This is a genomic window from Photorhabdus hainanensis, assembly GCF_018448965.1.
In the GTDB taxonomy this organism is placed as follows: Bacteria; Pseudomonadota; Gammaproteobacteria; order Enterobacterales; family Enterobacteriaceae; genus Photorhabdus; species Photorhabdus akhurstii.
Genome location: NZ_RCWD01000019.1, coordinates 42,674 through 64,765, shown reverse-complemented (window position 1 = coordinate 64,765; position 22,092 = coordinate 42,674). Strand labels below are relative to the sequence as shown.

General features: G+C 41.8%; 21 protein-coding genes and 1 pseudogene. 11 read left to right on the top strand and 11 right to left on the bottom strand.

Going from position 1 to position 22,092, the window contains the following annotated elements:
* Window positions 1-484 precede the first annotated feature (484 nt).
* Window positions 485-2,077: an autoinducer-2 kinase gene (lsrK, locus tag EAE92_RS13125; protein WP_214068405.1), complete on the bottom strand. Its 1,593-nt coding sequence runs from the start codon at window positions 2,075-2,077 to the stop codon at window positions 485-487.
* A 104-nt stretch (window positions 2,078-2,181) separates the two neighbouring features.
* Entirely contained in the window at window positions 2,182-3,183 is a 1,002-nt protein-coding gene (gene lsrR / locus EAE92_RS13120) for a transcriptional regulator LsrR (protein WP_214068404.1), read from the bottom strand.
* Between the two features lie 233 nt (window positions 3,184-3,416).
* Between lsrR and lsrA the strand changes: the two genes are divergently transcribed.
* The 6 genes from lsrA to lsrG all read left to right on the top strand — a co-directional run bounded on the left by lsrA (window position 3,417) and on the right by lsrG (window position 9,434).
* Window positions 3,417-4,952 carry an autoinducer 2 ABC transporter ATP-binding protein LsrA gene (lsrA, locus tag EAE92_RS13115; protein WP_214068403.1) on the top strand — a complete coding sequence of 512 codons (1,536 nt, stop codon included), beginning with the start codon at window positions 3,417-3,419 and terminating at the stop codon, window positions 4,950-4,952.
* Entirely contained in the window at window positions 4,946-5,947 is a 1,002-nt protein-coding gene (gene lsrC / locus EAE92_RS13110; protein ID WP_214068402.1) for an autoinducer 2 ABC transporter permease LsrC, read from the top strand. The genes lsrA and lsrC overlap by 7 nt, the downstream gene beginning before the upstream one ends.
* The gene (gene lsrD / locus EAE92_RS13105) at window positions 5,947-6,948 is read left to right on the top strand and encodes an autoinducer 2 ABC transporter permease LsrD (protein ID WP_214068401.1); all 1,002 of its coding nucleotides are present in this window, start codon (window positions 5,947-5,949) and stop codon (window positions 6,946-6,948) included. The genes lsrC and lsrD overlap by 1 nt, the downstream gene beginning before the upstream one ends.
* Before the next feature lie 62 nt (window positions 6,949-7,010).
* A complete protein-coding gene (gene lsrB, locus EAE92_RS13100) occupies window positions 7,011-8,030 on the top strand; it encodes an autoinducer 2 ABC transporter substrate-binding protein LsrB (protein WP_214068400.1) in 1,020 nt (339 codons plus the stop codon).
* A 68-nt stretch (window positions 8,031-8,098) separates the two neighbouring features.
* Window positions 8,099-8,974, top strand: a complete 876-nt coding sequence (gene lsrF, locus EAE92_RS13095; protein ID WP_011147358.1) for a 3-hydroxy-5-phosphonooxypentane-2,4-dione thiolase — start codon at window positions 8,099-8,101, stop codon at window positions 8,972-8,974.
* Window positions 8,975-9,134: 160 nt separating this feature from the next.
* Window positions 9,135-9,434: a (4S)-4-hydroxy-5-phosphonooxypentane-2,3-dione isomerase gene (gene lsrG / locus EAE92_RS13090; RefSeq protein ID WP_065390357.1), complete on the top strand. Its 300-nt coding sequence runs from the start codon at window positions 9,135-9,137 to the stop codon at window positions 9,432-9,434.
* 112 nt (window positions 9,435-9,546) lie between these two features.
* On the opposite strand, the gene EAE92_RS13085 is transcribed toward lsrG, so the two are convergent.
* Window positions 9,547-10,059 (bottom strand): hypothetical protein, encoded by a 513-nt coding sequence (locus EAE92_RS13085; protein ID WP_052105906.1) that lies wholly within the window; start codon window positions 10,057-10,059, stop codon window positions 9,547-9,549.
* Window positions 10,056-10,370, bottom strand: a complete 315-nt coding sequence (locus EAE92_RS13080) for an antitoxin of toxin-antitoxin stability system (protein ID WP_065390355.1) — start codon at window positions 10,368-10,370, stop codon at window positions 10,056-10,058. The genes EAE92_RS13085 and EAE92_RS13080 overlap by 4 nt, the downstream gene beginning before the upstream one ends.
* Window positions 10,371-11,178: 808 nt before the next feature.
* Between EAE92_RS13080 and EAE92_RS13075 the strand changes: the two genes are divergently transcribed.
* Window positions 11,179-11,646: an Hcp family type VI secretion system effector gene (locus EAE92_RS13075; protein ID WP_214068420.1), complete on the top strand. Its 468-nt coding sequence runs from the start codon at window positions 11,179-11,181 to the stop codon at window positions 11,644-11,646.
* Between the two features lie 85 nt (window positions 11,647-11,731).
* Here EAE92_RS13075 and EAE92_RS13070 read toward each other — a convergent pair whose 3' ends face one another.
* The 5 genes and pseudogenes from EAE92_RS13070 to EAE92_RS25010 all read right to left on the bottom strand — a co-directional run bounded on the left by EAE92_RS13070 (window position 11,732) and on the right by EAE92_RS25010 (window position 13,689).
* Window positions 11,732-12,094 carry a hypothetical protein gene (locus EAE92_RS13070; protein ID WP_214068399.1) on the bottom strand — a complete coding sequence of 121 codons (363 nt, stop codon included), beginning with the start codon at window positions 12,092-12,094 and terminating at the stop codon, window positions 11,732-11,734.
* The gene (locus EAE92_RS13065) at window positions 12,087-12,440 is read right to left on the bottom strand and encodes a hypothetical protein (RefSeq protein ID WP_214068398.1); all 354 of its coding nucleotides are present in this window, start codon (window positions 12,438-12,440) and stop codon (window positions 12,087-12,089) included. The genes EAE92_RS13070 and EAE92_RS13065 overlap by 8 nt, the downstream gene beginning before the upstream one ends.
* A complete protein-coding gene (locus tag EAE92_RS13060) occupies window positions 12,433-12,792 on the bottom strand; it encodes a hypothetical protein (RefSeq protein WP_214068397.1) in 360 nt (119 codons plus the stop codon). The genes EAE92_RS13065 and EAE92_RS13060 overlap by 8 nt, the downstream gene beginning before the upstream one ends.
* Window positions 12,785-13,039 (bottom strand): annotated as a pseudogene (locus EAE92_RS25015) (DUF4225 domain-containing protein); the annotation flags it as partial. The gene EAE92_RS13060 and the pseudogene EAE92_RS25015, both read right to left, overlap by 8 nt.
* A gap of 89 nt (window positions 13,040-13,128) precedes the next feature.
* A complete protein-coding gene (locus tag EAE92_RS25010) occupies window positions 13,129-13,689 on the bottom strand; it encodes a DUF4225 domain-containing protein (protein WP_214068396.1) in 561 nt (186 codons plus the stop codon).
* An 828-nt stretch (window positions 13,690-14,517) separates the two neighbouring features.
* Here EAE92_RS25010 and EAE92_RS13045 point away from each other — a divergent pair.
* Window positions 14,518-15,387 carry an AraC family transcriptional regulator gene (locus tag EAE92_RS13045; RefSeq protein ID WP_214068395.1) on the top strand — a complete coding sequence of 290 codons (870 nt, stop codon included), beginning with the start codon at window positions 14,518-14,520 and terminating at the stop codon, window positions 15,385-15,387.
* A gap of 186 nt (window positions 15,388-15,573) precedes the next feature.
* Here the strand turns inward: EAE92_RS13045 and yfcD are convergent, their stop codons facing one another.
* Both yfcD and EAE92_RS13035 read right to left on the bottom strand, forming a co-directional pair.
* The gene (yfcD, locus tag EAE92_RS13040; RefSeq protein ID WP_036778799.1) at window positions 15,574-16,116 is read right to left on the bottom strand and encodes an NUDIX hydrolase YfcD; all 543 of its coding nucleotides are present in this window, start codon (window positions 16,114-16,116) and stop codon (window positions 15,574-15,576) included.
* A 359-nt stretch (window positions 16,117-16,475) separates the two neighbouring features.
* Window positions 16,476-18,353, bottom strand: a complete 1,878-nt coding sequence (locus tag EAE92_RS13035; RefSeq protein ID WP_214068394.1) for a lipase family protein — start codon at window positions 18,351-18,353, stop codon at window positions 16,476-16,478.
* Between the two features lie 812 nt (window positions 18,354-19,165).
* On the opposite strand from EAE92_RS13035, the gene EAE92_RS13030 reads away from it, so the two are divergent.
* From EAE92_RS13030 to yfcG, 3 genes are all read left to right on the top strand, one after another.
* Window positions 19,166-19,576: a type III secretion system chaperone gene (locus tag EAE92_RS13030; RefSeq protein ID WP_105399566.1), complete on the top strand. Its 411-nt coding sequence runs from the start codon at window positions 19,166-19,168 to the stop codon at window positions 19,574-19,576.
* Between the two features lie 69 nt (window positions 19,577-19,645).
* Window positions 19,646-21,175: a hypothetical protein gene (locus tag EAE92_RS13025; protein WP_214068393.1), complete on the top strand. Its 1,530-nt coding sequence runs from the start codon at window positions 19,646-19,648 to the stop codon at window positions 21,173-21,175.
* Window positions 21,176-21,346: 171 nt separating this feature from the next.
* On the top strand, window positions 21,347-21,967 hold the full coding sequence (yfcG, locus tag EAE92_RS13020; protein WP_040149674.1) for a GSH-dependent disulfide bond oxidoreductase: 621 nt from the start codon (window positions 21,347-21,349) through the stop codon (window positions 21,965-21,967).
* Window positions 21,968-22,092 lie beyond the last annotated feature (125 nt).

The following is a 22,092-nucleotide window of genomic DNA, read 5'->3' as shown; positions in this document are numbered from 1 at the left end:
TAATCGGGCTGGCGGAGATATGAATCAGTTTCCACAATACCAAGGAGATTCTCTCCAAAGACTTCTAATGCGGACTGAATAAAATAGTCAGTTCTTGCGTCCATATAAATTCACTCTATAAGTATATCAAATCCATAAATCATGCATCGAATCAAGCCACATATTTTAATAGGTTATAGTCGTAAGCAACAGGGATTTCAATTAAAAACGGTTCATTAAGAAGATATGCTTGTTCCAAGACTTTCGGAAGTTCTTCTTTTTAAACTTGCTCCCATATTTAAGAAATACAGTCGGTGCCTTTCAATTCCAGACCAACATCACAGTATTATTGAAGCAGCCAGACCATGTAATGTCGGTAAATTAACGGTTATCACAAACCATTACCACGACATTATATATTTTCAGGCATTAAGAAATACTTGGTGCACAAGTCGCCTATCAGCACAAGCGCACCTAGCAATACGGTGGATCAATCCATTGCAAGCTATAATCCCGGCGCTTTCCATAATGAAGTTGTCAAACCATGATCGACTAACGTTAATTGATCAGCATATATCGCCTGCCAATCCTGTTTAGCCTTTTGATACACTTCATAATGTTCAGGATTTGGCTGATATTCATGTTGCCAACGCACCAGTTTTTCCCCTGTCGTTCCCATTGCATCATAAAGCCCCACTCCCACTCCGGCGGCAATGGCACATCCCAAAGCGGTTGATTCTTTAACCATCGGCACCCGAACCGGCAAGCCTGTCACATCAGATAAAATCTGGCTCCATAATTTTCCTTTTGAACCCCCGCCAGCGAATACCAGTGAATCCGGTTTCACTGTCGAAAAAGCAGAAATCAAATCCAGATTACAGGCCGAGACAATCGCTGCGTTCTCTTCCAACGCACGGAATAGGGTCGCTTTATTACATTTTTCAGGATCAATGGAAAGGTTAATAAAGGAAGGTGCAGCGTGATACCAAGCTTTAAATCGCATCACATCAGAGAAAATTGGCATGATACCGTAAGCGCCTGCCGGGACTCTGGCAGCCATATCTTCCAGTAAGCTATAAGTATCAACCCCAAGACGCTCTGCCAACAGCTTTTCTTCCGCGCAAAATGCGTCCCTAAACCAACGCATGGTTAAGCCAGTAAAGAAACTAATGGACTCCGCCTGAACCATGCCAGGTATAACATGAGGATTTATCCGTGTATTCATATTCGGGTCAGTGACCGGCGCCGGCAAATTGACCACCTGTTGCCAAAATGTACCACCGATAACGGCGGTCTGGGTAGGTTTGACAACACCTAAACCAAGACAGCCAAGCTGCACATCGCCACCGCCCATAATGACCGGTGTGCCAACGTTCAATCCACATTGAGCAGCGGCTTTCTCAGTGACGTAACCTAACAAGGTTCCGGTCTCTTTTACCGGCGAAAGGATATCGGAACGCAATCCTGCCATCTCAAGCAGATCGGGCCGCCAGTCACGGCTTGCCAGATCCAGCATGCCTGTCGTACCGGCATTGGAGGGATCGACAGCCAACTCGCCACTGAGCATATTTGCCAGCCAGTCGCTGATCATGGTTAAAGCCGCTGCCTGACGATAGATATCAGGACGGTGATGAGCCAACCATAACAGACGAGGCATCGCACCCAAGGCTAATGTTTGCCCTGAACACTGATAAACATCATATTCAAAAGTGCTGTCATACAGCGCCTTCAATTCACTCACTTCATGGCTGGAACGCGCGTCCACATTCGCGCAAGCCCAAATCGGCTCGCCATTGCGGTTATAAAGCACAATGCCTTCCCGCATGGAACAGGATGCTACCCCCTGAATAGCGCTGGCAGGCAATTCCGCGGTTTTCAGCGCCTGACGAATGCATTGACATGCAAGTCGCCAGTTCGTCGCTAAATCAAACTCCATTGAACCCGGTACATCAGGTACAGGCTGATGTATCCATTCAGCCTGTCCTGCGGCGATCTGATTCCCTTCAAGATCAAATATCACTGCACGAACACTCCCTGTTCCTGCATCAAGCGCCATCAGATATTTTCCCGATGGATTAGCACTACGGCGTTGATTCATGATGCTATCCTCAGTTTAATTACTTTTTGAACTATTACTTTTTAAACTTATAGCTTTACCTCAAATTTTTTCTGCTTATTTCACGGATAGAGTCAATACAGGGTTCAACGCAACAAATTCAACATTGCTTTGGCAGTCTGTTCTTCCGTCACCAGTCCATTGATATATTGACCATTCAACGCAGCAATAATGGCTTCCGCTTTCTCTTCCCCTCCCGCGACGCCAATCACTGTCGGGATGGTTTTTAGTTCTGGCATGGAGATACCAATTAGCTCCTGATGAATCTGCATATCTTCCACCAGTTCACCATCAGCACGCATAAAATAGCCAAGGATATCGCCCACTGCGCCTTTGCGGCCAAACATTAGCTGTTCACCGCCACTGATATAACCAGAACGCATAATTGTCGCTTGCTGTTTCTGATTAACCGCGCCAATACCAACGATAGCAATGTCAGCCGCGCAAGCCGCAAGCAAAACATCACGGACACTGCTCTCCTGACGGAATGTTTCAGCAACCTGAGCTGTGGAAGCACGTAATGGGGCGGGGATAATACTGATTGAACAAGCCGCGTCCAGTTGACCAATACCGGTCATATAAGGACCGACGCCACCGGATAGTGTGACTAACCTAATTTGTTGTGATGAGATAAAGCCGCTTAAATGTTGCAATGTGCACATGGTGGTTTCACCAAATCCCACTGCTAATAATTGCTGCGGTTCAATCAATGCCATCAGCAAATGTGCCGCGCCGATCCCCAATCTGGCATTAAGATTCATATTCGCCAGCGCTGGTAAAACACGCACCTGTTTCAAAGAGAAATGTTTTTGCAGGGTATCTTCCAGCTCCAAACACCCCTCATAACGAGAGTTAATTTGTACCCGAATGACACCTGATTGCCGCCCTTTCTCCAGTAATCTGGAGACTTTTAACCGGCTCAAACCAAGCAAATCGCCGATGTCGCCTTGTGTCAGGCCATCGTGATAGTAAAACCATGCAATACGCGCAAGCAGCTCTTCTTCACTCATGCTATTACCCGGATAGGTGTCCTCAGACAATATATTTTTCTCTTTAGCTGACTTTTCTTTCACTGATTTTATCGACATAACCACTTTCTTTTTATCCGCACTCAACAGATAACCATTAAAACGTATAACACGCCAGAGTCTTACTGCAAAAATTTGAACATAATTCAATGAATATGCAAATTTTTCACAAAATGTGATCTAAATATTGCCAATATCATAATTTAACAGCTACCATGTTGAACAATTGTTTTTTAAATATATAAATGTTCATTTTGTTTGCCTCCGCACCTGTATGTTAAGAGGATGCCGCGATGTTACATAACAACACCGCAGTACCACCACTATTAGAAGTCAGTGGCATCAGTAAGCAGTTTTCCGGCGTAATGGTACTGAAACATATTGATTTTACTCTGCTTTCAGGGCAGATACATGCTCTGTTAGGGGGTAATGGCGCGGGCAAATCAACACTGATGAAGATTATTGCCGGTATCGAACAACCGGATAAAGGCACTCTCAAGATTAGCGGTGATCATGTCAGCCATCTTAATCCCACTAAAGCCCATCAACTCGGTATTTATCTGATACCACAAGAACCATTGCTATTTCCGAATTTGTCTGTACAAGAAAACATTCTGTTTCGGTTGCCAAAGCATCAGGTAGATAAGTCTAAGATGAAACAGCGACTGGCATTACTTGGCTGTCAATTAGATCTGCATGTCAGTGCTAGCAGCCTTAATGTCGCCGATCAGCAACTGGTAGAAATTATGCGCGGCCTGATGCGCAATTCGAAAATCTTAATCCTTGATGAACCTACCGCTTCCCTGACGCCAGCAGAAACCAAACGCCTATTTGCCCAGCTCCGCGAGTTACAACAGCAAGGCGTCGGCATCATTTTTATTTCTCACAAAATCCCTGAAATCTATCAATTAGCGGATCAGGTCAGTGTCATGCGTGACGGTAGTATTGCTTTAAGCGGCAAAATCCGCGATTACACAACAGATGATATTATTCAGGCCATTACACCGGCCGCGAAAAATCAGCCGTTAAACGGCGCCCCAAAATTGAGCCTGGATCTCAACAATAACCGGCGCCAGACAGCGCCAGATCGACCAATACTGACAGTCACAAAACTGAGCGGCGAGGGTTTCAGCAATATCACTTTCTCAGTGAAACCCGGTGAGATTCTTGGCTTGGCCGGCGTTGTCGGCGCAGGTCGTACCGAACTGGCTGAAACCCTTTATGGCCTGCGCCCTGCGATATCCGGTGAAGTCAAGTTAAAACAACACGCTATTAATGAGCTAACAACCGCTCAACGTCTGGCTCAGGGTTTGGTTTATTTGCCGGAAGATCGGCAGTCATCAGGACTATTTCTGGATTCATCACTCGGCTGGAATATCTGCTCACTAACCCACAATCGCGATACATTCTGGATACGCCCCGCCTATGACACCGCGGTACTTGAGCGCTATTGCCAAATCCTGAATATCAAATTCAGCCATATCAACCAGCCGATCAAAACGCTGTCCGGCGGTAATCAACAGAAAGTGCTGATTGCTAAATGTCTGGAAGCTCACCCCGCCGTTCTTATTATTGATGAACCTACACGTGGTGTGGATGTCGCGGCACGCAATGATATTTACCAACTGATTCGCCATATCGCCCAACAACAAGTGGCGATTATTTTTATTTCATCGGATCTGGATGAGGTGGTTCAGATGGCTGATCGGGTGTTAGTCATGCATCAAGGGAAAATCAATGGCGAATTAACTAAGCAACAAATGGATATTGATACCATTATGCATATCGCTTTCGGCGAACATAAATCACAACAGGCGGCATCATGTTGAAACTTATCCAGAATAACCGCGAAATTACCGCATCAATTGCCATTCTCTGTCTATTTGGCTTACTTAGTCTCATCGACCACCAGTACTTTAACTTACAAACTGTCACCCTCGTTTTCAGTAGTGCGCAGATCCTTATCTTGCTTGCAATGGGGGCGACATTGGTCATGCTGACTCGCAATATTGATGTCTCTGTCGGCTCCATTGTCGGCTTATGCGCGGTCATGATGGGAATGTCATTGAATGCCGGTTTTAGCCTGCCCGTTTCCTGCCTGTTGACTCTTCTACTCGGTATGGGCACCGGGTTCATCAATGGCGTACTGGTCGCCTGGCTGAAAATTCCTGCGATTGTTGCCACTCTCGGCACGTTGGGGCTTTACCGTGGCCTGATGTTATTGCTGACTGACGGTAAATGGATTGAAGGCTTACCGGACGAATTAAAGCGCCTTTCCGCGCCTTTATGGCTCAATATCTCGCCTATCGGCTGGCTGTTAATGCTCCTGATATTAGCAATGGCGTGGATATTAGCAAAAACCCCATTCGGCCGGAGCTTTTACGCCACCGGAGACAACCTGCAAGGCGCTCGTCAATTGGGCGTTCGTACAGATAGCATTCAAATTATCGCCTTTTCCGTAAATGGCGTGATGGCCGCGCTGGCCGGGATTGTTTTTGCTTCCCAGATTGGTTTTATCCCAAATCAGACCGGTAATGGGTTGGAAATGAGAGCTATCGCAGCTTGTGTGCTAGGCGGCATCAGTCTGCTTGGCGGCACCGGTACAGTAATCGGCGCTATTTTAGGCGCATTTTTCCTGACGCAAATAAGCAGCGGATTAGTACTGCTAAAACTTCCTGCTTGGTGGAACGATTTTATTGCCGGATTTGTTCTGCTCGCAGTATTGATTTTTGATGGACGCCTTCGTTGTGCCATCGAAAAAAATATCCGCCAACAAAAATATGCCCGTTTCCTCAAAAACGATAAACGTAATCAGGTGACATAATGAGTATCGGTCAACGTTATGGTTGGGAATTCGCCCTAGCCGCATTACTGATTATTGAAATTCTGCTATTTGGCATAGCAAACTCGCGCATGCTGGATATTAATATATTGTTGCTGAGTACCAGTGATTTTATTTGCATCGGGATTGTGGCCTTGCCGCTGACTATGGTTATTGTGAGTGGCGGTATCGATATTTCATTCGGCTCAACTATTGGTTTGTGCGCGATATCGCTCGGAGTGATGAATCAGGCCGGTATTCCAATGGCCGCCGCCATTCCTTTGACGCTACTGGTCGGTGCAATATGTGGAATAATCAATGCCGCGCTAATTTTATATACCGGTATTAATCCACTGGTTATCACACTCGGTACCCTATATCTGTTCGGCGGCAGTGCTCTGCTGCTTTCCGGCATCTCCGGCGCAACCGGTTATGAAGGCATTGGCGGCTTCCCACAAGCATTGACTGACTTCGCTAATTTGACTTTGTTTGGACTACCCATGCCATTAGTGCTGTTTTTACTCTGTCTCATTATTTTCTGGCTATTCATGCATCGTACCCACAGCGGACGCAATATTTTTCTCATTGGGCAAAGCAGTAAAGTTGCCCGCTACGCGGCAATTCCCATTGCCCGAACACTATATCTTCTCTATACCCTGACCGGCATAGCTTCCGCTATCGCCGCTATTGTATTAGTTTCCTATTTCGGATCAGCGCGCTCTGACCTTGGCGCGTCATTTCTGATGCCGGCAATCACCGCGGTAGTATTAGGCGGAGCCAATATTTACGGTGGTTCAGGTTCAATCATCGGCACCGCGCTGGCTATATTATTAATTGGTTATTTACAACAGGGATTACAGATGGCCGGCGTTCCCAATCAGGTATCCAGCGCCCTCTCCGGCGCCCTGTTGATTATTGCCGTGGTAGGACGTTCCATCAGCCTGCATCACCACCAAATTCGTGACTGGATACAGCGATGGCGAAATCAGAGGTTGTCTTCCTAAATCGACAGATTGAATTTTATGACATTACAGCCCCTCTGAAACCCAACAATATGGAGAGAGTAATGAAAACATTAATCCTGAAAAAACTGGCTCTAATTAGCCTATTAAGTCTGGCTTGCGCCTCTTGGGTACATGCCGCTGAAAGAATCGCTTTTATCCCTAAACTGGTCGGTGTCGGCTTTTTTACCAGTGGCGGCCAAGGCGCGGTAGCCGCCGGGAAAGCCCTGGGTGTCAATGTTACCTATGATGGACCGACAGAACCCAGTGTTGCCGGGCAAGTTCAGCTTATCAACAACTTCGTGAACCAAGGCTATGACGCTATTGTGGTCTCGGCTGTTTCACCGGATGGCCTATGCCCCGCGTTGAAACGAGCCATGCAACGGGGGGTGAAAATTCTAACCTGGGATTCAGACACCTCGCCGGAATGCCGTTCTATCTATATCAATCAGGGAACGCCAAGTCAGTTGGGCGGAATGCTGGTGGACATGGCTGCCAACCAAGTGCAAAAAAAGCAAGCTAAAGTCGCGTTTTTCTACTCCAGCCCAACGGTAACGGATCAAAACCAATGGGTAAAAGAAGCCAAAGATAAAATTGCCGCGGAACACCCAGGTTGGGAAATTGTCACCACCCAGTTTGGTTATAACGATGCAACTAAATCCTTACAAACCGCAGAAGGGATCTTAAAAGCCTGGAGTGATCTGGACGCCATTATTGCCCCGGATGCCAACGCCCTGCCTGCTGCGGCACAAGCGGCAGAAAATCTGAAACGACAAGATGTTGCGATCGTCGGTTTCAGCACCCCCAATGTCATGCGTCCTTATGTCGAACGCGGAACCGTCAAGCAATTCGGGCTTTGGGATGTGGTCAATCAAGGCAAAATATCAATTCATGTCGCCAATGAATTACTCAAGAAGGGTGATTTAAATGTCGGCGATAAACTAGATATTCCCGATATTGGCATTGTTGAAATTGTACCAAACCGCGTTCAGGGTTATCGCTATGAGGCCAAAGGAAACGGTATTGTTGTTCTGCCTGAACGAGTCATTTTCACCAAAGACAATATCAATCAATACGATTTCTAATGCTACTGTCCAGCAATCTCTGCCATGCATGGTTGCTGGTCCAATGTAAGTGAGTTAGGAGAAGAAAAATGGCAGATTTAGATGATATTAAAGATGGTAAAGATTTTGGTATTGATATCCCGCAGAAAAACAGCCTGTTTGAACTGAAAGGCTGTGGCGCACTGGATTGGGGAATGCAATCACGACTTTCCCGCATTTTTAATCCCAAAACCAATCGAACGGTGATGTTGGCCTTCGACCACGGTTATTTTCAGGGGCCAACAACCGGGCTTGAACGTATCGATATCAATATCGCTCCACTGTTCCCCCATACCGACGTCTTGATGTGTACCCGTGGCATTCTGCGTAGTCAGGTTCCACCCGCGACTAATAAACCGGTGGTCCTGCGTGCTTCCGGCGCCAACTCGATTCTGACAGAGCTTTCCAATGAAGCGGTCGCGGTCGCGATGGAAGACGCTTTACGCCTGAATGTCTGTGCCGTAGCCGCTCAGGTCTATATCGGCTCTGAATATGAGCATCAATCAATTAAGAACATTATCAAATTAGTCGATCAGGGAATGCGTTACGGTATGCCAACAATGGCAGTCACCGGCGTTGGTAAAGATATGGTTCGGGATCAACGTTATTTTTCTCTGGCGACGCGCATTGCCGCCGAAATGGGCGCCCAAATCATTAAAACTTACTATGTCGATACAGGTTTTGAGCGTATTGCCAGCGGATGCCCGGTTCCTATTGTCATTGCGGGTGGTAAAAAGTTACCAGAAAAAGAGGCTCTGGAGATGTGTTACCAGGCCATTGATCAAGGGGCTGCCGGTGTTGATATGGGCCGTAATATATTCCAATCCGAAGCGCCGGTCGCCATGTTAAAAGCGGTTCAAGCAGTCGTACACCAGAATGAGAATGCCAGCAAAGCTTACGAGTTATTTTTAAGTGAAAAACAATAAGAGCCTATCTCAATAGGCGTAATTGTTGCAGACAGTTTGAACACGGACAGCGCGGAAAAACCGGAGCGTACACGTAGTACGTGAGGATTTTGAGCACTGCCCAGGTTCAAAATGGCAAATAAAATAGCTCTATTGGGATAGGCAGTAAGGAGAATATAAGATGCACGTAACTCTGGTTGAAATTAATGTTAAGCAGGACAAATTAGACGAATTTATTGAAGTTTTTCGCCTTAATCATCTGGGGTCAATTAAAGAAGCAGGCAATTTACGTTTTGATGTATTACGTGATGAAAATATCCCTACCCGCTTTTATATTTATGAAGCCTATGTTGATGAAAACGCGGCTAACATACACAAGCAAACTCCTCATTATCTACAATGTGTTGAGCATCTTGAATCCCTAATGTCTGAACCAAGGAAGAAGAGATCATTTATAGGTGTGATGCCGGAAATAAAATAAATATACCCGCCATCTTTCAAGCTGCCTCTTTGTTGGCTGCACTCACTCACCCCGGTCACATAGTTTTCTATGCTCCCGGGGATTCGCTCCCTGTAATTTTTGGTCTTTTCTCTTAACCATGCCCTCCCCCTTCCAGTTCTTCCCTAGCGGCAATAAGTACTTGCTCTGGCATTGTTCTCAGAACTTCTTTAGGTTTCTTATTACCTAACCAACTATTATTCGAACCAAACCAAACAGCCAATCCCCAAGAGGTTTTTTTATCACCAAATAATGTGATGATTTTCTTAATAATATCAAGCGGTTTAAAATCTTCATTTAAAGCATATTGAGGAAAATAATCTTTACCATCAATCGTAATCGCAAAAATCTTATTACTGTTTTTCCATCTGTTTGGCCCTGCACTCTTATTGCTGGATTTAAATCTATATCCATTTGAAACAGCCTCTGAGGTCAACCAGATTGAATCTGATAGGATTGACTCCTTTAAAGCTTTTCGACGTGCTGAGAAACGAGCATCGCGATCTTGCTTCTGTGCAGATGATAGTTTCCTGACAGAATTATCTGCCTTTATCTTATTGAACTCTTTCTTTTTTGGTTGAATCCCAGGTTCTGCTTTCTGATTCACTTTTTTATCGGCCTTAAGTACAGGGAACCATGTTTGAGTTTCGTTGCCATCTCAGTAGCAACCTGATCCATATCCAAACCTTCACCAGTAAAATTAGCAGGAATGTTTTTTAATTCAGTTGTCCCTCGTTGAGCAAACTCAACAAAATTAATAATCTCTTCATACATATGTGCAGGCACGGCATAGAACTGGATCTGATTGTTTGATGAGACAGCAATAGCATCTCCTTGGGCTTCCGCCAAAGCCGCGCTAGGATTGGCTTTGAACTTGCTTATCGGTATGGTGTAACCACACATAACCTTCTGTAACATATAGAATACCCCCACTTTACACTGCCATATATAGTTCCAAATTCAGCTCTAACATCTCGCAGATTAATAAGTTATTAATTTACAGGGTTCTCATAATAAACCAGTACACTCTGATCATGTTTTTACTTCTCAGGACTATACTTTGAAGCAGTATATATTTGCAACTCGCGGGGCTAACACGGCATCAATATTCCTCATTCTCCTCCATGTTCTTTCTTTATAAACCTCTATTCATATTTATTCTCCAAGAATAACGCTACGTTTTCCTTGCCTATCACTAAAATCAACAAGTAATAATTCCCAACAGAATCTCTCAAAGTCACAATCTGCATTACTGAATGTCGTGTTAATAATACCGATATCGCCAACAAACAATTGTTTTAAAACCAACCAAAAAGGTTGACTTTTGATCGAATTGCGCTATTTTTGAGGAATGGAAAGAACCTTGATTAGCATTCTCCTCTTTGATACTAACTTGGAATATTTTTAAATATGCTTTCCAAACAGGCAAGCATACTTATGTTTTACCTTCTTGGCAGCATGACGAAAGTTAGAAGAAAAAGAGACGAGTCTGACAACCAAACTACTTTCTTATCTACATCATTCATACCAATGACATAGGAGTAAATATATTTTGGCTGATTTAGTGCCAATCCCAATAGGCGTAATTGTTGCAGGCAGTTTGAACACGGACAGCGCGGAAAAACCGGAGCGTACACGTAGTACGTGAGGATTTTGAGCACTGCCCAGGTTCGCTCTTTATGGTAAAGAAGGGCAAATAAAATAGCCCTATTGGGATAGGCCGTTAATTTATTTGACGATAAAAGGGCGAAATCAGGGACTCATCTCCGCGGGTTGTTCATCAATTGACTCGATTGGTAATAAATACCAAGTTAACCATCAAGATGAAATTCTGGTTTACGGTTTGAGCCACTCAATGTTACGTAAGAAAAACGTTAAACATCAACCGGTGATAATTAGAAAACCCATTGATAAATCAACGCCTCTGTTAGGTGTTGCAATTTCCAATAATGAAGTAATGGATTGTTTTATTAACCATTATCGGACAAGTTTAAATGGAGGATTAGAATTATATTTTAATTTAAAGCTAATCGGAGCTCAAATATTGGAATACAGTGTACTCCATCCCAACTCTTTAGAAAATAATGACCAGCAACCTCAAGAAACGCTATCGTTAATATATAAAAGTATAACGTGGAACCATATTATCGCAGGAACCGGCGGTTATAGTATATGGGAAGATACGGTATATTAACTCTCAATAAAATACCACCTCCCAAACGGGAGGTATTTAGATAAACTTCAAAATAAACTTCACTCTGTAATCCATTGAATAAATATCAATTCTTTTCTTTTTCTTTTTCTTTTTCTTTTTCTTTTTCTTTTTCTTCACTATCAGGTTTATTCATAGTAAGAAGACAAGAATATGCAATTGCAAAAAACAAAGCACCAAACCGGATTGATCTATAATCATAAATACTAAAATAATGTGGAAATATATATACCAGTACACCGCCATTTACAGCAATGTTATGCTGTACAGTATTAACAATCACAAAGATAACAGTAAAAAGCACCGTTCGAATATGACCCCTTACATATTCCCTCAACTTAAACAGTACAATAAGCACCAAAATAGACATTGCGTAATAAATAATTACAAAAAAGATATTATAATTGGATAACGTTATACCATCACTCATCTTTTTCACCATTATCTCTGCTTTCCTTTTCTTTACTATAGGGTCTATCCATAATAAGAAGACAAGGATATAAAAATAAAAGAAAATTCGCACCATATCTAATTGAATCATAATCGTCAATGCTAAAATAATGTGGGAATATATATACCAGCACACCACCATTTACAAAAATACCATATTGAATAGCACCAACAACCACAATAATAACAGTAAAAATCACCTCTCTAATATAGCCCCTGACATATTCATTCAGCTTAAACAGTACAATAAGCACCAAAATAGATATTGCGTAATAAATAATTACAAAAAAGACATTGTAATAGGATAATGTCACATCATCATTCATTTTTTTTATCATTATCTCCGCTTTGCTTTTCTTCTTCCTCGCTATAAGATTTACTCACAGGCATTAGAAAACAATATACAATAAAGAAAAACAAAGCACCAAACCGGATTGATCTATAATCGTAAATACTAAAATAATGTGGGAATATATATATCAGAATACCACCATTTGCCAAAACATTATATTGAACAGCATTAACAATCAAAAGAAAAATAGAAAAAATCACCTCTCGGATATGGGTCTTTAAATACCCCCTTAGCTTAAGAAGTATAATAAATATAAAAATAGAAGTTGCGTAATAAATAATTACAAAAAAAACATTGTAATAGGATAACGTCACATCATCACTCATTTTTTTCACCTTTAGAAATCAAATAAATACTGAAACCAGTCGCAGCATCACCAAAAAACTCAGCAATCAAAGGTATCCTCCCCATCACCTGCCACCCTCTGATGTAATCAGTTTTTATATACCGAAATAAACGAAAAGTTCCGGGCCTCACAACAGATCTTGCCATTCCGTACCCAGACAACGCCAGATCTACATAGCCGTAAACTCTATCACCATCAGTTTCACTATAACCAAGCGTTTTAGCTGCATCACGATATACCCGTTATCTTTCAAGTTGCCTCTTTGTTGGCTGCACTCGCTCACCCCGGTCACATAGTTACCTATGCTCCCGGGGATTCACTCCCTTGCCGTCGCGATGCATCTTGAAATCCATAGGGTATAAACATCTCTTACCGGACCTGAAACCTCTTTTCTTAATAACAGGTAATACCCATTCTCATAAACATTATTTCCTCCCTGTATCAGTAGAGGTACACCAAAACCGGCACAAGCGGCGCCAAGAGAGGCCACACATACTCCAAGACCGGCAAAAATCTGAGAACCACCGCTAACAAAACCAATTCGTTTCAAAGTTAAATTGGTTTTTTCATCCTCTTCTTCTTTTTTTTCTTTTTGAACAATCATATATATCTGGCTATCATTCATTAACAAGTCAAATTCCTGTCTCTTCAGGTTATCTATTTCATCTTGCAAGATTGCAATACCACCATCAACAGACAAGCAATTTGTACCTATCTCATGATTAACCGTTCTGATGAGTTCATTTATTTCAAAAAGGAAACGACTTCCGCTTCTAGCATCAGAAAGATATCTAAAATTAAGCTTGGATGATATCTCATGCAATTCTTTAATTTTGAGTTCTAAATAATGCAAACTCTGTCTTGATGAAAATGCCATGTTAAACCTCTATAACTCGTTAATTTTGACTCATGCGATCCCCAAACAATGTGATAACCATTCCATGATCCTGTCCAAAAGAACATTGTAAGCCCTTAACCTTAGAATGCTGATTCTAAACTCCAATGGATAACCGTTATATAAAAAGGTCCTCATCCACGGCTGAATCAGATAGCTATGATTTGGTCCCACATGATCCTAATTCCTGATAATACCTATTAAAGCACGCTAATATCGAGAAATGCTTTTATACCCGTTATCTTTCAAGCTGCCTCTTTGTTGGCTGCACTCACTCACCCCGGTCACATAGTTACCTATGCTCCCGGGGATTCGCTCCCTTGCCGTCGCGATCCATCTTGAAATCCATAGGGTATATCATAGCGGATACCCAGATTATCTGGGCCATACAATATCTTTACGACTTCTATCAAATCAAACCAAATCCATTAAATCACAATAATAGAACAATAAATAGTCTTTTCTTCCCCAGATATTCTATCTTCTAAATACTAACCATTATTCAAACCTAATTTTTTAAACACTATCTATTCTTCAATAATAACAATTATATCCCCATAGAGTTTCTCATCCCTAAATAACCCGGTTATTTTCATTAATAAGATCAAGAGGATTAAAATCTTTATACTATTTTACTACCTAATACGCTTTAAATTCATTGCCCTGCTATGTGCTGTTATTTCCTTACTTACACGATTAGAATTTCATTTGAAATAACGTTTTCCACACCGGCTTAACGCAAAAGTCAGCAATATCAGTCAGGCAATGTCTCTTATGTTCAGGCATAGTGCTCTCTAATTGGAGGATGCAATGCACAATGATAAAACTGACGCCTACGTCAAACGATTCAATCAGGTATTTAATTATATTGAGCGCCATTTGGATGAGCCGCTCACATTGGAACAACTGAGTGAGGTAGCGAATTTTTCGCGTTATCACTTTCATAGGCAGTTCGCCAATTACTGCGGTATACCTGTAGGACGCTATATCCAATTAATGAGGTTAAAGCGTGCTTCTTACCGTCTGGCATTCAATCCGTTAGAAAAAATCATCGATATTGCGTTGGACGCAGGTTTTCAGAATCCAGAATCGTTCAGCAGAGCCTTCAAACAGTCATTTGGTCTGACACCAAGCCAGTTCCGTAAACAACCGGCTTGGATAAATTGGCACCAGCGTATGCCTGAACAAAAACATATCAGGAGACAAACCATGAATGTAAAAATTGTTAATTTTCCAGAAACACTCGTTGCTATATTGTCCCATCACGGTCAACCCGAGTTGGTCAATGCAACCGCCGCACGTTTTATCGAATGGCGCAAAACCACAGGACTGTCACCTGTTACCAGCAGTCAAACCTACGGTATCGCTCCACACGATCCGGCAACGATAAAAGGAGAAGATTTCCGCTTTGATATTTGCGGCACAGTCGAGGCGCCAATCCAAGAGGATAATCTGTTCGGAGTGACTAACGGCGTCATACCCGGTGGACGCTGTGCCGTGGCTCGCCATCATGGTTCACATGATTCTTTATCAGAGAGTGCGCGATATTTGTATCGCGACTGGCTACCTGCCAGCGGAGAAGAGCTACGCGATTTCCCACTGTACTTTCATTATTTTAATTTTGTGCATGAAGTCGCTACACATGAATTACTGACGGATATTTACTTACCGCTTAAATAGAGTGGCGCTTGTGTCGCAGGCACATATTTTACAGCACGTTATTAACAGTTTGCCCAAAATCTCGAAAGAACGGTGCGGTCGTATTGGAGGATGGCCGCCAGCCACCCTCCCGCATTTCATCAATAAGAACGTACAACCTCATTAATTTTTACTCAGATTAATTAGATAATTCTTTTTAGGCTATTCTCATTTTTTTCTATTGACAATAATTGCATCAAAATCATTATTACGTGTCAGCCACAGAGAAAGCGCTTTCAGCGAATCAGGAGTGAATTCATCACAGCGAGCGGTTATCTCCTCCGGCGTCAACCAGCACACATCATCAATTTCCGCTTCCTGTAAAGCAAACGGACCATGACTGATGCAACTGAATAATGCGCCACAAATACGGCAATCTTCTGCTTCATAATAAAAACTACCATGTTCTGCAAAAGGCACACCGGCAATACCTAACTCTTCTTCTGCTTCACGCCGGGCAGAATCCAACATATTTTCACCCGCCATCACAACACCGCCTGCGGTCGCGTCCAGCTTTCCCGGATAAAAATCTTTAGTTATTGTACGATGTTGAACCAAAATCTTTCCCATGCCGTTGTGAACAACGATATAAGTCGCACGGTGTCGTAAACGTTGGGCACGCATTTGTCGACGCGTAGCCTGAGCAATGACTTCATTATTTTCATTAACGATATCGATCCACTCAACACTCACTACATTCTCTTGTTCCATCTTCAAAAACCTTTTTTATTAGCAAGAACTTGTAAATCTACAAAATGTTTATTCTACTCAAAACAACCAAATCGATAGGGACCCTACGAAGTTATTCGTTTCAGACGGCTCATGCAACCTTTTCGCTAAACTTGAAATAGAACTGTAAAGAAACTGTAGTCTGATAAGGTTTTTACTGGTAATGATAACAGGGTTGACAGCTTCATCTTATCAACCCTGAAAATTAGAAAAGAGAAATTCAAACCGTCGTCCGTCCATATTCCTCATTATGGCGGCATTATTTTCTGGCGTTCTATTTATTTGGTTATAAATTTCAATTAATTAATATCTTAATATTTAATTTATTCACCTCTGTTTCATCATAATTCTTTCTCAATCCGCGTAGCAATATTGGTATAACGTGTTAAGGCCAAAATATCGCGTTTATCTTGCAGAGTATCAATAAGTGCTAGCTCTAATTGGTTATCCATATTCAAAAACAGCGTATTGCGTTGCCGAATATCAGGAATAATATCATTCCTTTCATTCATTGTTTTTTCAAATAATTGTTTCTGTTCTTGATAAAAATAATATTTATCGGGAGCAAACAATTCTGCAATTCTATCACCAATGTAATGAATATAGTTAAGCATACGGTGATCAGGGACACCTAAAGCATATTTTAAGGTCGGATTTGCATTACGTGGGAACCATTTATCCCTATCAGCACTACTTATCTGTTTGAAAAACTCCTTTTGAATCTCCGATGCCACCTTCATATTATCTTCAGTTTCATGATTCAGTGACGGAATCAAATACAATTTTGCCATGACAGGCAATACCTCTGTAAGCCGTATAAAGTTGTTTGAATCATCCTGTTTTAAAGTCTCAATAATAAGATCAGCCTTATAAAAATGAACTATTTCTCCATGATGTAAAAAAACTTCCTGACCTTTTGTCAAACCCAACAATTCAATAGCGCTAAATAGATAACCCAATGGTCCCCAATAATTATACAGCCAGTTATCCAAATCCTTTTCCGGAGGCATAGAGGGAACCAAATCATTTTCATTCACATGACGGTAATGTGTAATATCTTCTAATTCTTGTACCGCGCTGCGGGTTAATGTCCGAGGCATCCCATAGCTATACAAGCAAGGATGATATTCTTTCAGTTGGGCGCTATGCAATAACCCTAAAGCGCCACCTAAACTATGTCCACAAACAAATACGTTTCGGTTTTTAGCTAAATTAATAATTTTATCAAACATGTTTTCATCAGAACCGGGAATTTTTAACTGACCAATAAGATTAAACGCCTCCCAAAATCCCCTGTGAACTTTACCATTATTAATAAAACCACTGCATACACCATCTGGTTCACAACCCAATTTCAATGGTTGATACATAATATCAGTAATGGCGTCATCAACACTCGCCGTCCCCCGCCAACTGATAATAATATCCTGTTGGTTAGCTGCATAAAATAATTCCGTATCTCCTATCCCGCTTTCACCTGCTTTTGAATCAATAAATACAACATCAGTATAACGTTCACTAAATGGCACATCATAAACAATGGGAGTACGCGCTATTTTTTCCACCTTACCAGGCAATTGAGATATATCCAGCATCTGTCGGTTAAAAAAATGAGTAATAGAACCAACTATATCGACATTATCATCAAAATATGACAGTAATCCCATTAGTGCCAAATTATAAGCATTCACCAAGGAATAATCTTTCTGATGATGTAACAATAGTACCCATGCACGAAATGGACATACTTCCAAAACATACCGGCAGTTTGTTGAGAAGACACGAAAACCTTTCGGTACCGAATCCGGGAAATGATAGCGTGGCGGTTTCTCTTCTATCCATTTATCAATGACAGGCAAGCCATCACTTATCTGTCCAATCGTCACATAATGGTGTTGATGACCTTCCGTTTCCGCTTTTGGTTTGACAACTGACGCCCTAATACTGCGTTTTTCCCGTAATGGACGTTGTTCCATTTCATCAGCTAATGGTTGAGCGCTGATATATAACGTCACCGCATCAGGTGATAAGTTTTCTTCCCTAAGCAATCCTTGATTATTAGTCACACCTTTGCGTTCATCTCGAAACCTCCCGCTACTTATCAGACGATAAGGCATATTCACTAATGGATTACCTTGTTCATCAACTAATTGGAACTCCACCCAATTTTCTGTAGTTTTTTGGCTATCAATAATATCACGTGGGCATAATTCGCTCATAATTATTATCTCCCTCTTTTTATTCTGGAATATTAATTCGACACTTATTATTAGGTCGATACATCAATAATAGTGGGAGAGAAAATTCATTCACTCAAGTCTGCAATTGTAATAAAATTCAATAAATGCAAAACGAATATCATTATGAAAAACATAAGGTAAAAAATGGCAACCAAATAACAATGCAGATCATTGATTTATTTAATTTCACAAATACTAAATCCACAAAAAATAAAAACCAAAAACTCATTATCCTGATATAGAATTATCATCATCAAAAAAAAGAAGAAATAATAGTTTGATTTACATGAGAAAAGTATTATCCTTACTTACTATCATGATTAATCATTAAATTTTATCCTTAATGAATCAAATAATAAAAACAGCCTATCTATCCCAAACAAAAATAGCGAAGAAGATCAAGTGACAATATATCAGCACTTTATTATTGACATAAATATTATGTCAATTATTTATAATCTATATAATAGCAATGCCTGACACTTCCATATTCTTGCCATAATCATCATATAAAATAATCATTACGCAATATGTCCGAACTAGCTCCTTAATCTACCAAGACTCGGAAATCATCGCCGAATTCAGTATTAGTATGTCGCTTTACTCCGTCAGGTTTATCACCACATTCTTCATAAAAACCAACCCTCACCGTATGTTGACATCCGACCAAGAACCCATCTATCTGATTAATTCCTACAATATCATTGCCTGTTTTTGATAGACGATCCCACGCTCCTACCACATAATTTGTGGCAATATTTTACTGTTAATTTTTTTGATGAGATTTATTGATGTCCAAATTAGAAAAATTATGCGCAGATTTTGCCGCTCAAACCAACATTATGTTGAATCTTTCCACCGGCGCAGTGCAATTGAACATTGGTGATTATGGCCCCTGGTGGTTAGAAGTAGATTCAACAGGATCGATGCTGACTTTCCATCATACAGTGGCTCCGTTTGTGAATAGTGATGCGGAATTTTGGCTCTCATTAAACAGTAATATAAATATGCTTGGAGGAGCATGGCTTGCATTACATCAACCGACGCAAACTATTCGTCTCTGTTTATTACAAGATATAGAACGAATCGATGCTACTGACTTGGCTAATATTCTGGGAAACCTGCAAAAAATAAGAGCCGAACTTCCTTTTCCAGAAACTAAACCCACCACTTCCGCTTCGGCCCACGATATTTTTGTTTGACACGTTTTTTCAGACTGTAAATTCAAAGAGTTCACAACAGAAAATAGAATAAAATAACGGAGAAAAAATATGCCAGATTTTTCAATACAGAGAGCTAACACCAGAATCGATATTCATCAAACTGAATTGCATCAACCAACGGCAACAGATAAAACTAGCCATTGCTGCGAGCCATTATTAAATAATACCATTGATAATCCACTGACAGCGCCAACCTCGGTTATCACACGTTGGAATGAAAAATCCGTCGTAACTAACAAACAAATTGAAACTAATATTTCTCGTTTAGCCAGCGAAAGCACCGCCGCCCATAAAACAGTTGATTCTCTCTTGTCCAATCTGGTCAAACTTTTTGTTCGGGCGGAAGGTAATGAGTTAACCGCAGTTACTAAAATGCTTAATGCCTATACCGGAGATAAGCCCGGTTTTAGTATTGTCGGCCAGCTTGGCGCAGGTGGATTTACTCGAATCATTAGTGAAGCACGGCAGAATGGCGTGAGACCTGATAGGGCAGATACAGAACCGCTAACATTGAGGGAGAAGGCCACTGCTTATTATGATCTCACTAACTCAGCTTATTTCCGGGACACTCTGGAGAAAATTTATTCATCACCTGAATTGAAATCAGAATTCAAGGATATAATTGATATTGGTTACTTGGAAAGTAAAAACTTTGCACCTGCCCGCGGTTCCACTAAGGAAAAGCCCTTACCTGATCAATTGAATCTCTACACTTTTAAAAATGAAAATAAACTTAATGCCTCTGAAAATCCCGAATTATATCAGGTAACTAAACAGAAAGACGGGCAAGAAGTTATCAGTAACCCGGCTCTGGCCGGCAATAGCCTTACAGAAGTCCAGAGAGATTTCAGAACGGCAGCGCCTGATAAGGATAGTGTCTGGGCAACCACCGCTTCACTTGAGGCCGATAATCGTCTGACCAACCGAGAGCTGGCGTTTGCCAGTTTAAATCCTCGCAACCGGCTGGATAGAACTGACTATCAATTTGGTCGTTCAGAACCTATCAAAGCACATCAAGAGTTAGCTAAGGAAAACATTATCGTACAACGTGGCAACGGTTTTTCTGTCTGGAATGTGAAAGAAAATACAGGATTTTCCAAGGATGCCGCTTTGCACAATTTGCCGACTGTCGCCGCGCCTTCGGGTACTACGGATCGTTTTATTACTGCGGCCAGGTTGCTGGGCGCGGGCCTGAAAAATGATCTTGCTTTAGGTACGCCTACTAACGGCGAATCACCAGAGCAATCCATTCAACGTGGGGATCGGGAAATGAAAGAACTGACTCGGTGGCTAGCAACGGGTTATCTGGTTGATGATAATCATCACTCTATGATTGAAGTTAATTTAGGCGCGGCTAACCACGGTTTAGCGCCTCAGTGGGGATTGAATCTCTATACCGAACCCTTTTCTTCTCCTATCCATGCCAAAGGGTTTAGCGTATCCAGCCAGGAAGTATTGGCAGAACTAGAAAGTCGTGATGATGTCCACACAGATTACTCTACTTTCAGGAAAGATCTGTACGGCGGAAGTCGGGCAACAGTTAACGCGGATGGCAGCATAAAAACAAGCTCCAAATAAGTACGCTTTTCTCCAGAAGAAAAACTGATCATTTCTTTATTCATGATCTTCCTGTCGTACTGCTCAGGAAGATCACGTTGGTCTTAGGCCAGGAAGGGTATCAACATACCTTACACGCTGCACAAATTAATGGTAATGTGTGACGCAATTACGTGTTCCACTGGAGGTTCCATGATCGATCTGTATTATGCTCCAACGCCAAACGGCCATAAAATCACCCTCTTCCTGGAAGAAGCGGGTCTTCCCTATCATATTCACCGAATTGATATTGGCGCCGGGGATCAATTCAAACCTGAATTTCTTGCCATTTCGCCTAATAATAAGATTCCCGCCATCGTTGATCAGCAACCAGTCGATGGGGGTAAACCTATCGCCATTTTCGAATCTGGCGCCATTCTTACTTATCTGGCAGAAAAAACGGGTAAGTTACTCAGCAAAGATATGCGTGAGCGTATTCAAAGCCTGCAATGGCTGTTTTGGCAGGTCGGCGGCTTTGGACCAATGCTAGGACAAAATCACCATTTTAGTCACTTCGCGCCGGAGAAAGTCCCTTACGCGATTAATCGTTATCAGGAAGAGACAAAGCGCTTGTATCAAGTCCTGAATACCCAATTGGAAAAAACACCCTATCTGGGCGGTCAGGAATACAGTATTGCTGATATCTCAACTTATCCGTGGGTTCGTGCCTATGAACGTCAGAATATTGATCTGAACGATTATCCGGCGGTGAAAAAATGGTTTGATGCTATCAGTCAACGTCCCGCCACTCAAATTGCCTATAGCAAAGCCTAATACCTGTCTGCGGGGTAACTATTTCCCCGCAAAACTTGATCCGACTGACAGATAGCTATATCTTTAACCACCAGCCCTTATATCTCTGCTATATGCTATAGTTTTTATATCAACAACAGTTCTTA

What these genes read in the sequence shown, in the direction of transcription:
- lsrC (WP_214068402.1), top strand. Translation starts at nt 4,946, where the DNA reads ATGTTGAAACTTATCCAGAATAACCGCGAAATTACCGCATCAATTGCC.
- EAE92_RS13030 (WP_105399566.1), top strand. Translation starts at nt 19,166, where the DNA reads ATGTCCAAATTAGAAAAATTATGCGCAGATTTTGCCGCTCAAACCAAC.
- EAE92_RS13060 (WP_214068397.1), bottom strand. Translation starts at nt 12,792, where the DNA reads ATGAGTGATGATGTGACGTTATCCTATTACAATGTTTTTTTTGTAATT.
- EAE92_RS13035 (WP_214068394.1), bottom strand. Translation starts at nt 18,353, where the DNA reads ATGAGCGAATTATGCCCACGTGATATTATTGATAGCCAAAAAACTACA.
- lsrK (WP_214068405.1), bottom strand. Translation starts at nt 2,077, where the DNA reads ATGAATCAACGCCGTAGTGCTAATCCATCGGGAAAATATCTGATGGCG.
- EAE92_RS13070 (WP_214068399.1), bottom strand. Translation starts at nt 12,094, where the DNA reads ATGAGTGATGGTATAACGTTATCCAATTATAATATCTTTTTTGTAATT.
- EAE92_RS13045 (WP_214068395.1), top strand. Translation starts at nt 14,518, where the DNA reads ATGCACAATGATAAAACTGACGCCTACGTCAAACGATTCAATCAGGTA.
- lsrD (WP_214068401.1), top strand. Translation starts at nt 5,947, where the DNA reads ATGAGTATCGGTCAACGTTATGGTTGGGAATTCGCCCTAGCCGCATTA.
- yfcG (WP_040149674.1), top strand. Translation starts at nt 21,347, where the DNA reads ATGATCGATCTGTATTATGCTCCAACGCCAAACGGCCATAAAATCACC.
- lsrF (WP_011147358.1), top strand. Translation starts at nt 8,099, where the DNA reads ATGGCAGATTTAGATGATATTAAAGATGGTAAAGATTTTGGTATTGAT.
- lsrB (WP_214068400.1), top strand. Translation starts at nt 7,011, where the DNA reads ATGAAAACATTAATCCTGAAAAAACTGGCTCTAATTAGCCTATTAAGT.
- EAE92_RS13025 (WP_214068393.1), top strand. Translation starts at nt 19,646, where the DNA reads ATGCCAGATTTTTCAATACAGAGAGCTAACACCAGAATCGATATTCAT.
- EAE92_RS13080 (WP_065390355.1), bottom strand. Translation starts at nt 10,370, where the DNA reads ATGTTACAGAAGGTTATGTGTGGTTACACCATACCGATAAGCAAGTTC.
- EAE92_RS25010 (WP_214068396.1), bottom strand. Translation starts at nt 13,689, where the DNA reads ATGGCATTTTCATCAAGACAGAGTTTGCATTATTTAGAACTCAAAATT.
- lsrA (WP_214068403.1), top strand. Translation starts at nt 3,417, where the DNA reads ATGTTACATAACAACACCGCAGTACCACCACTATTAGAAGTCAGTGGC.
- lsrG (WP_065390357.1), top strand. Translation starts at nt 9,135, where the DNA reads ATGCACGTAACTCTGGTTGAAATTAATGTTAAGCAGGACAAATTAGAC.
- yfcD (WP_036778799.1), bottom strand. Translation starts at nt 16,116, where the DNA reads ATGGAACAAGAGAATGTAGTGAGTGTTGAGTGGATCGATATCGTTAAT.
- EAE92_RS13065 (WP_214068398.1), bottom strand. Translation starts at nt 12,440, where the DNA reads ATGAATGATGATGTGACATTATCCTATTACAATGTCTTTTTTGTAATT.
- lsrR (WP_214068404.1), bottom strand. Translation starts at nt 3,183, where the DNA reads ATGTCGATAAAATCAGTGAAAGAAAAGTCAGCTAAAGAGAAAAATATA.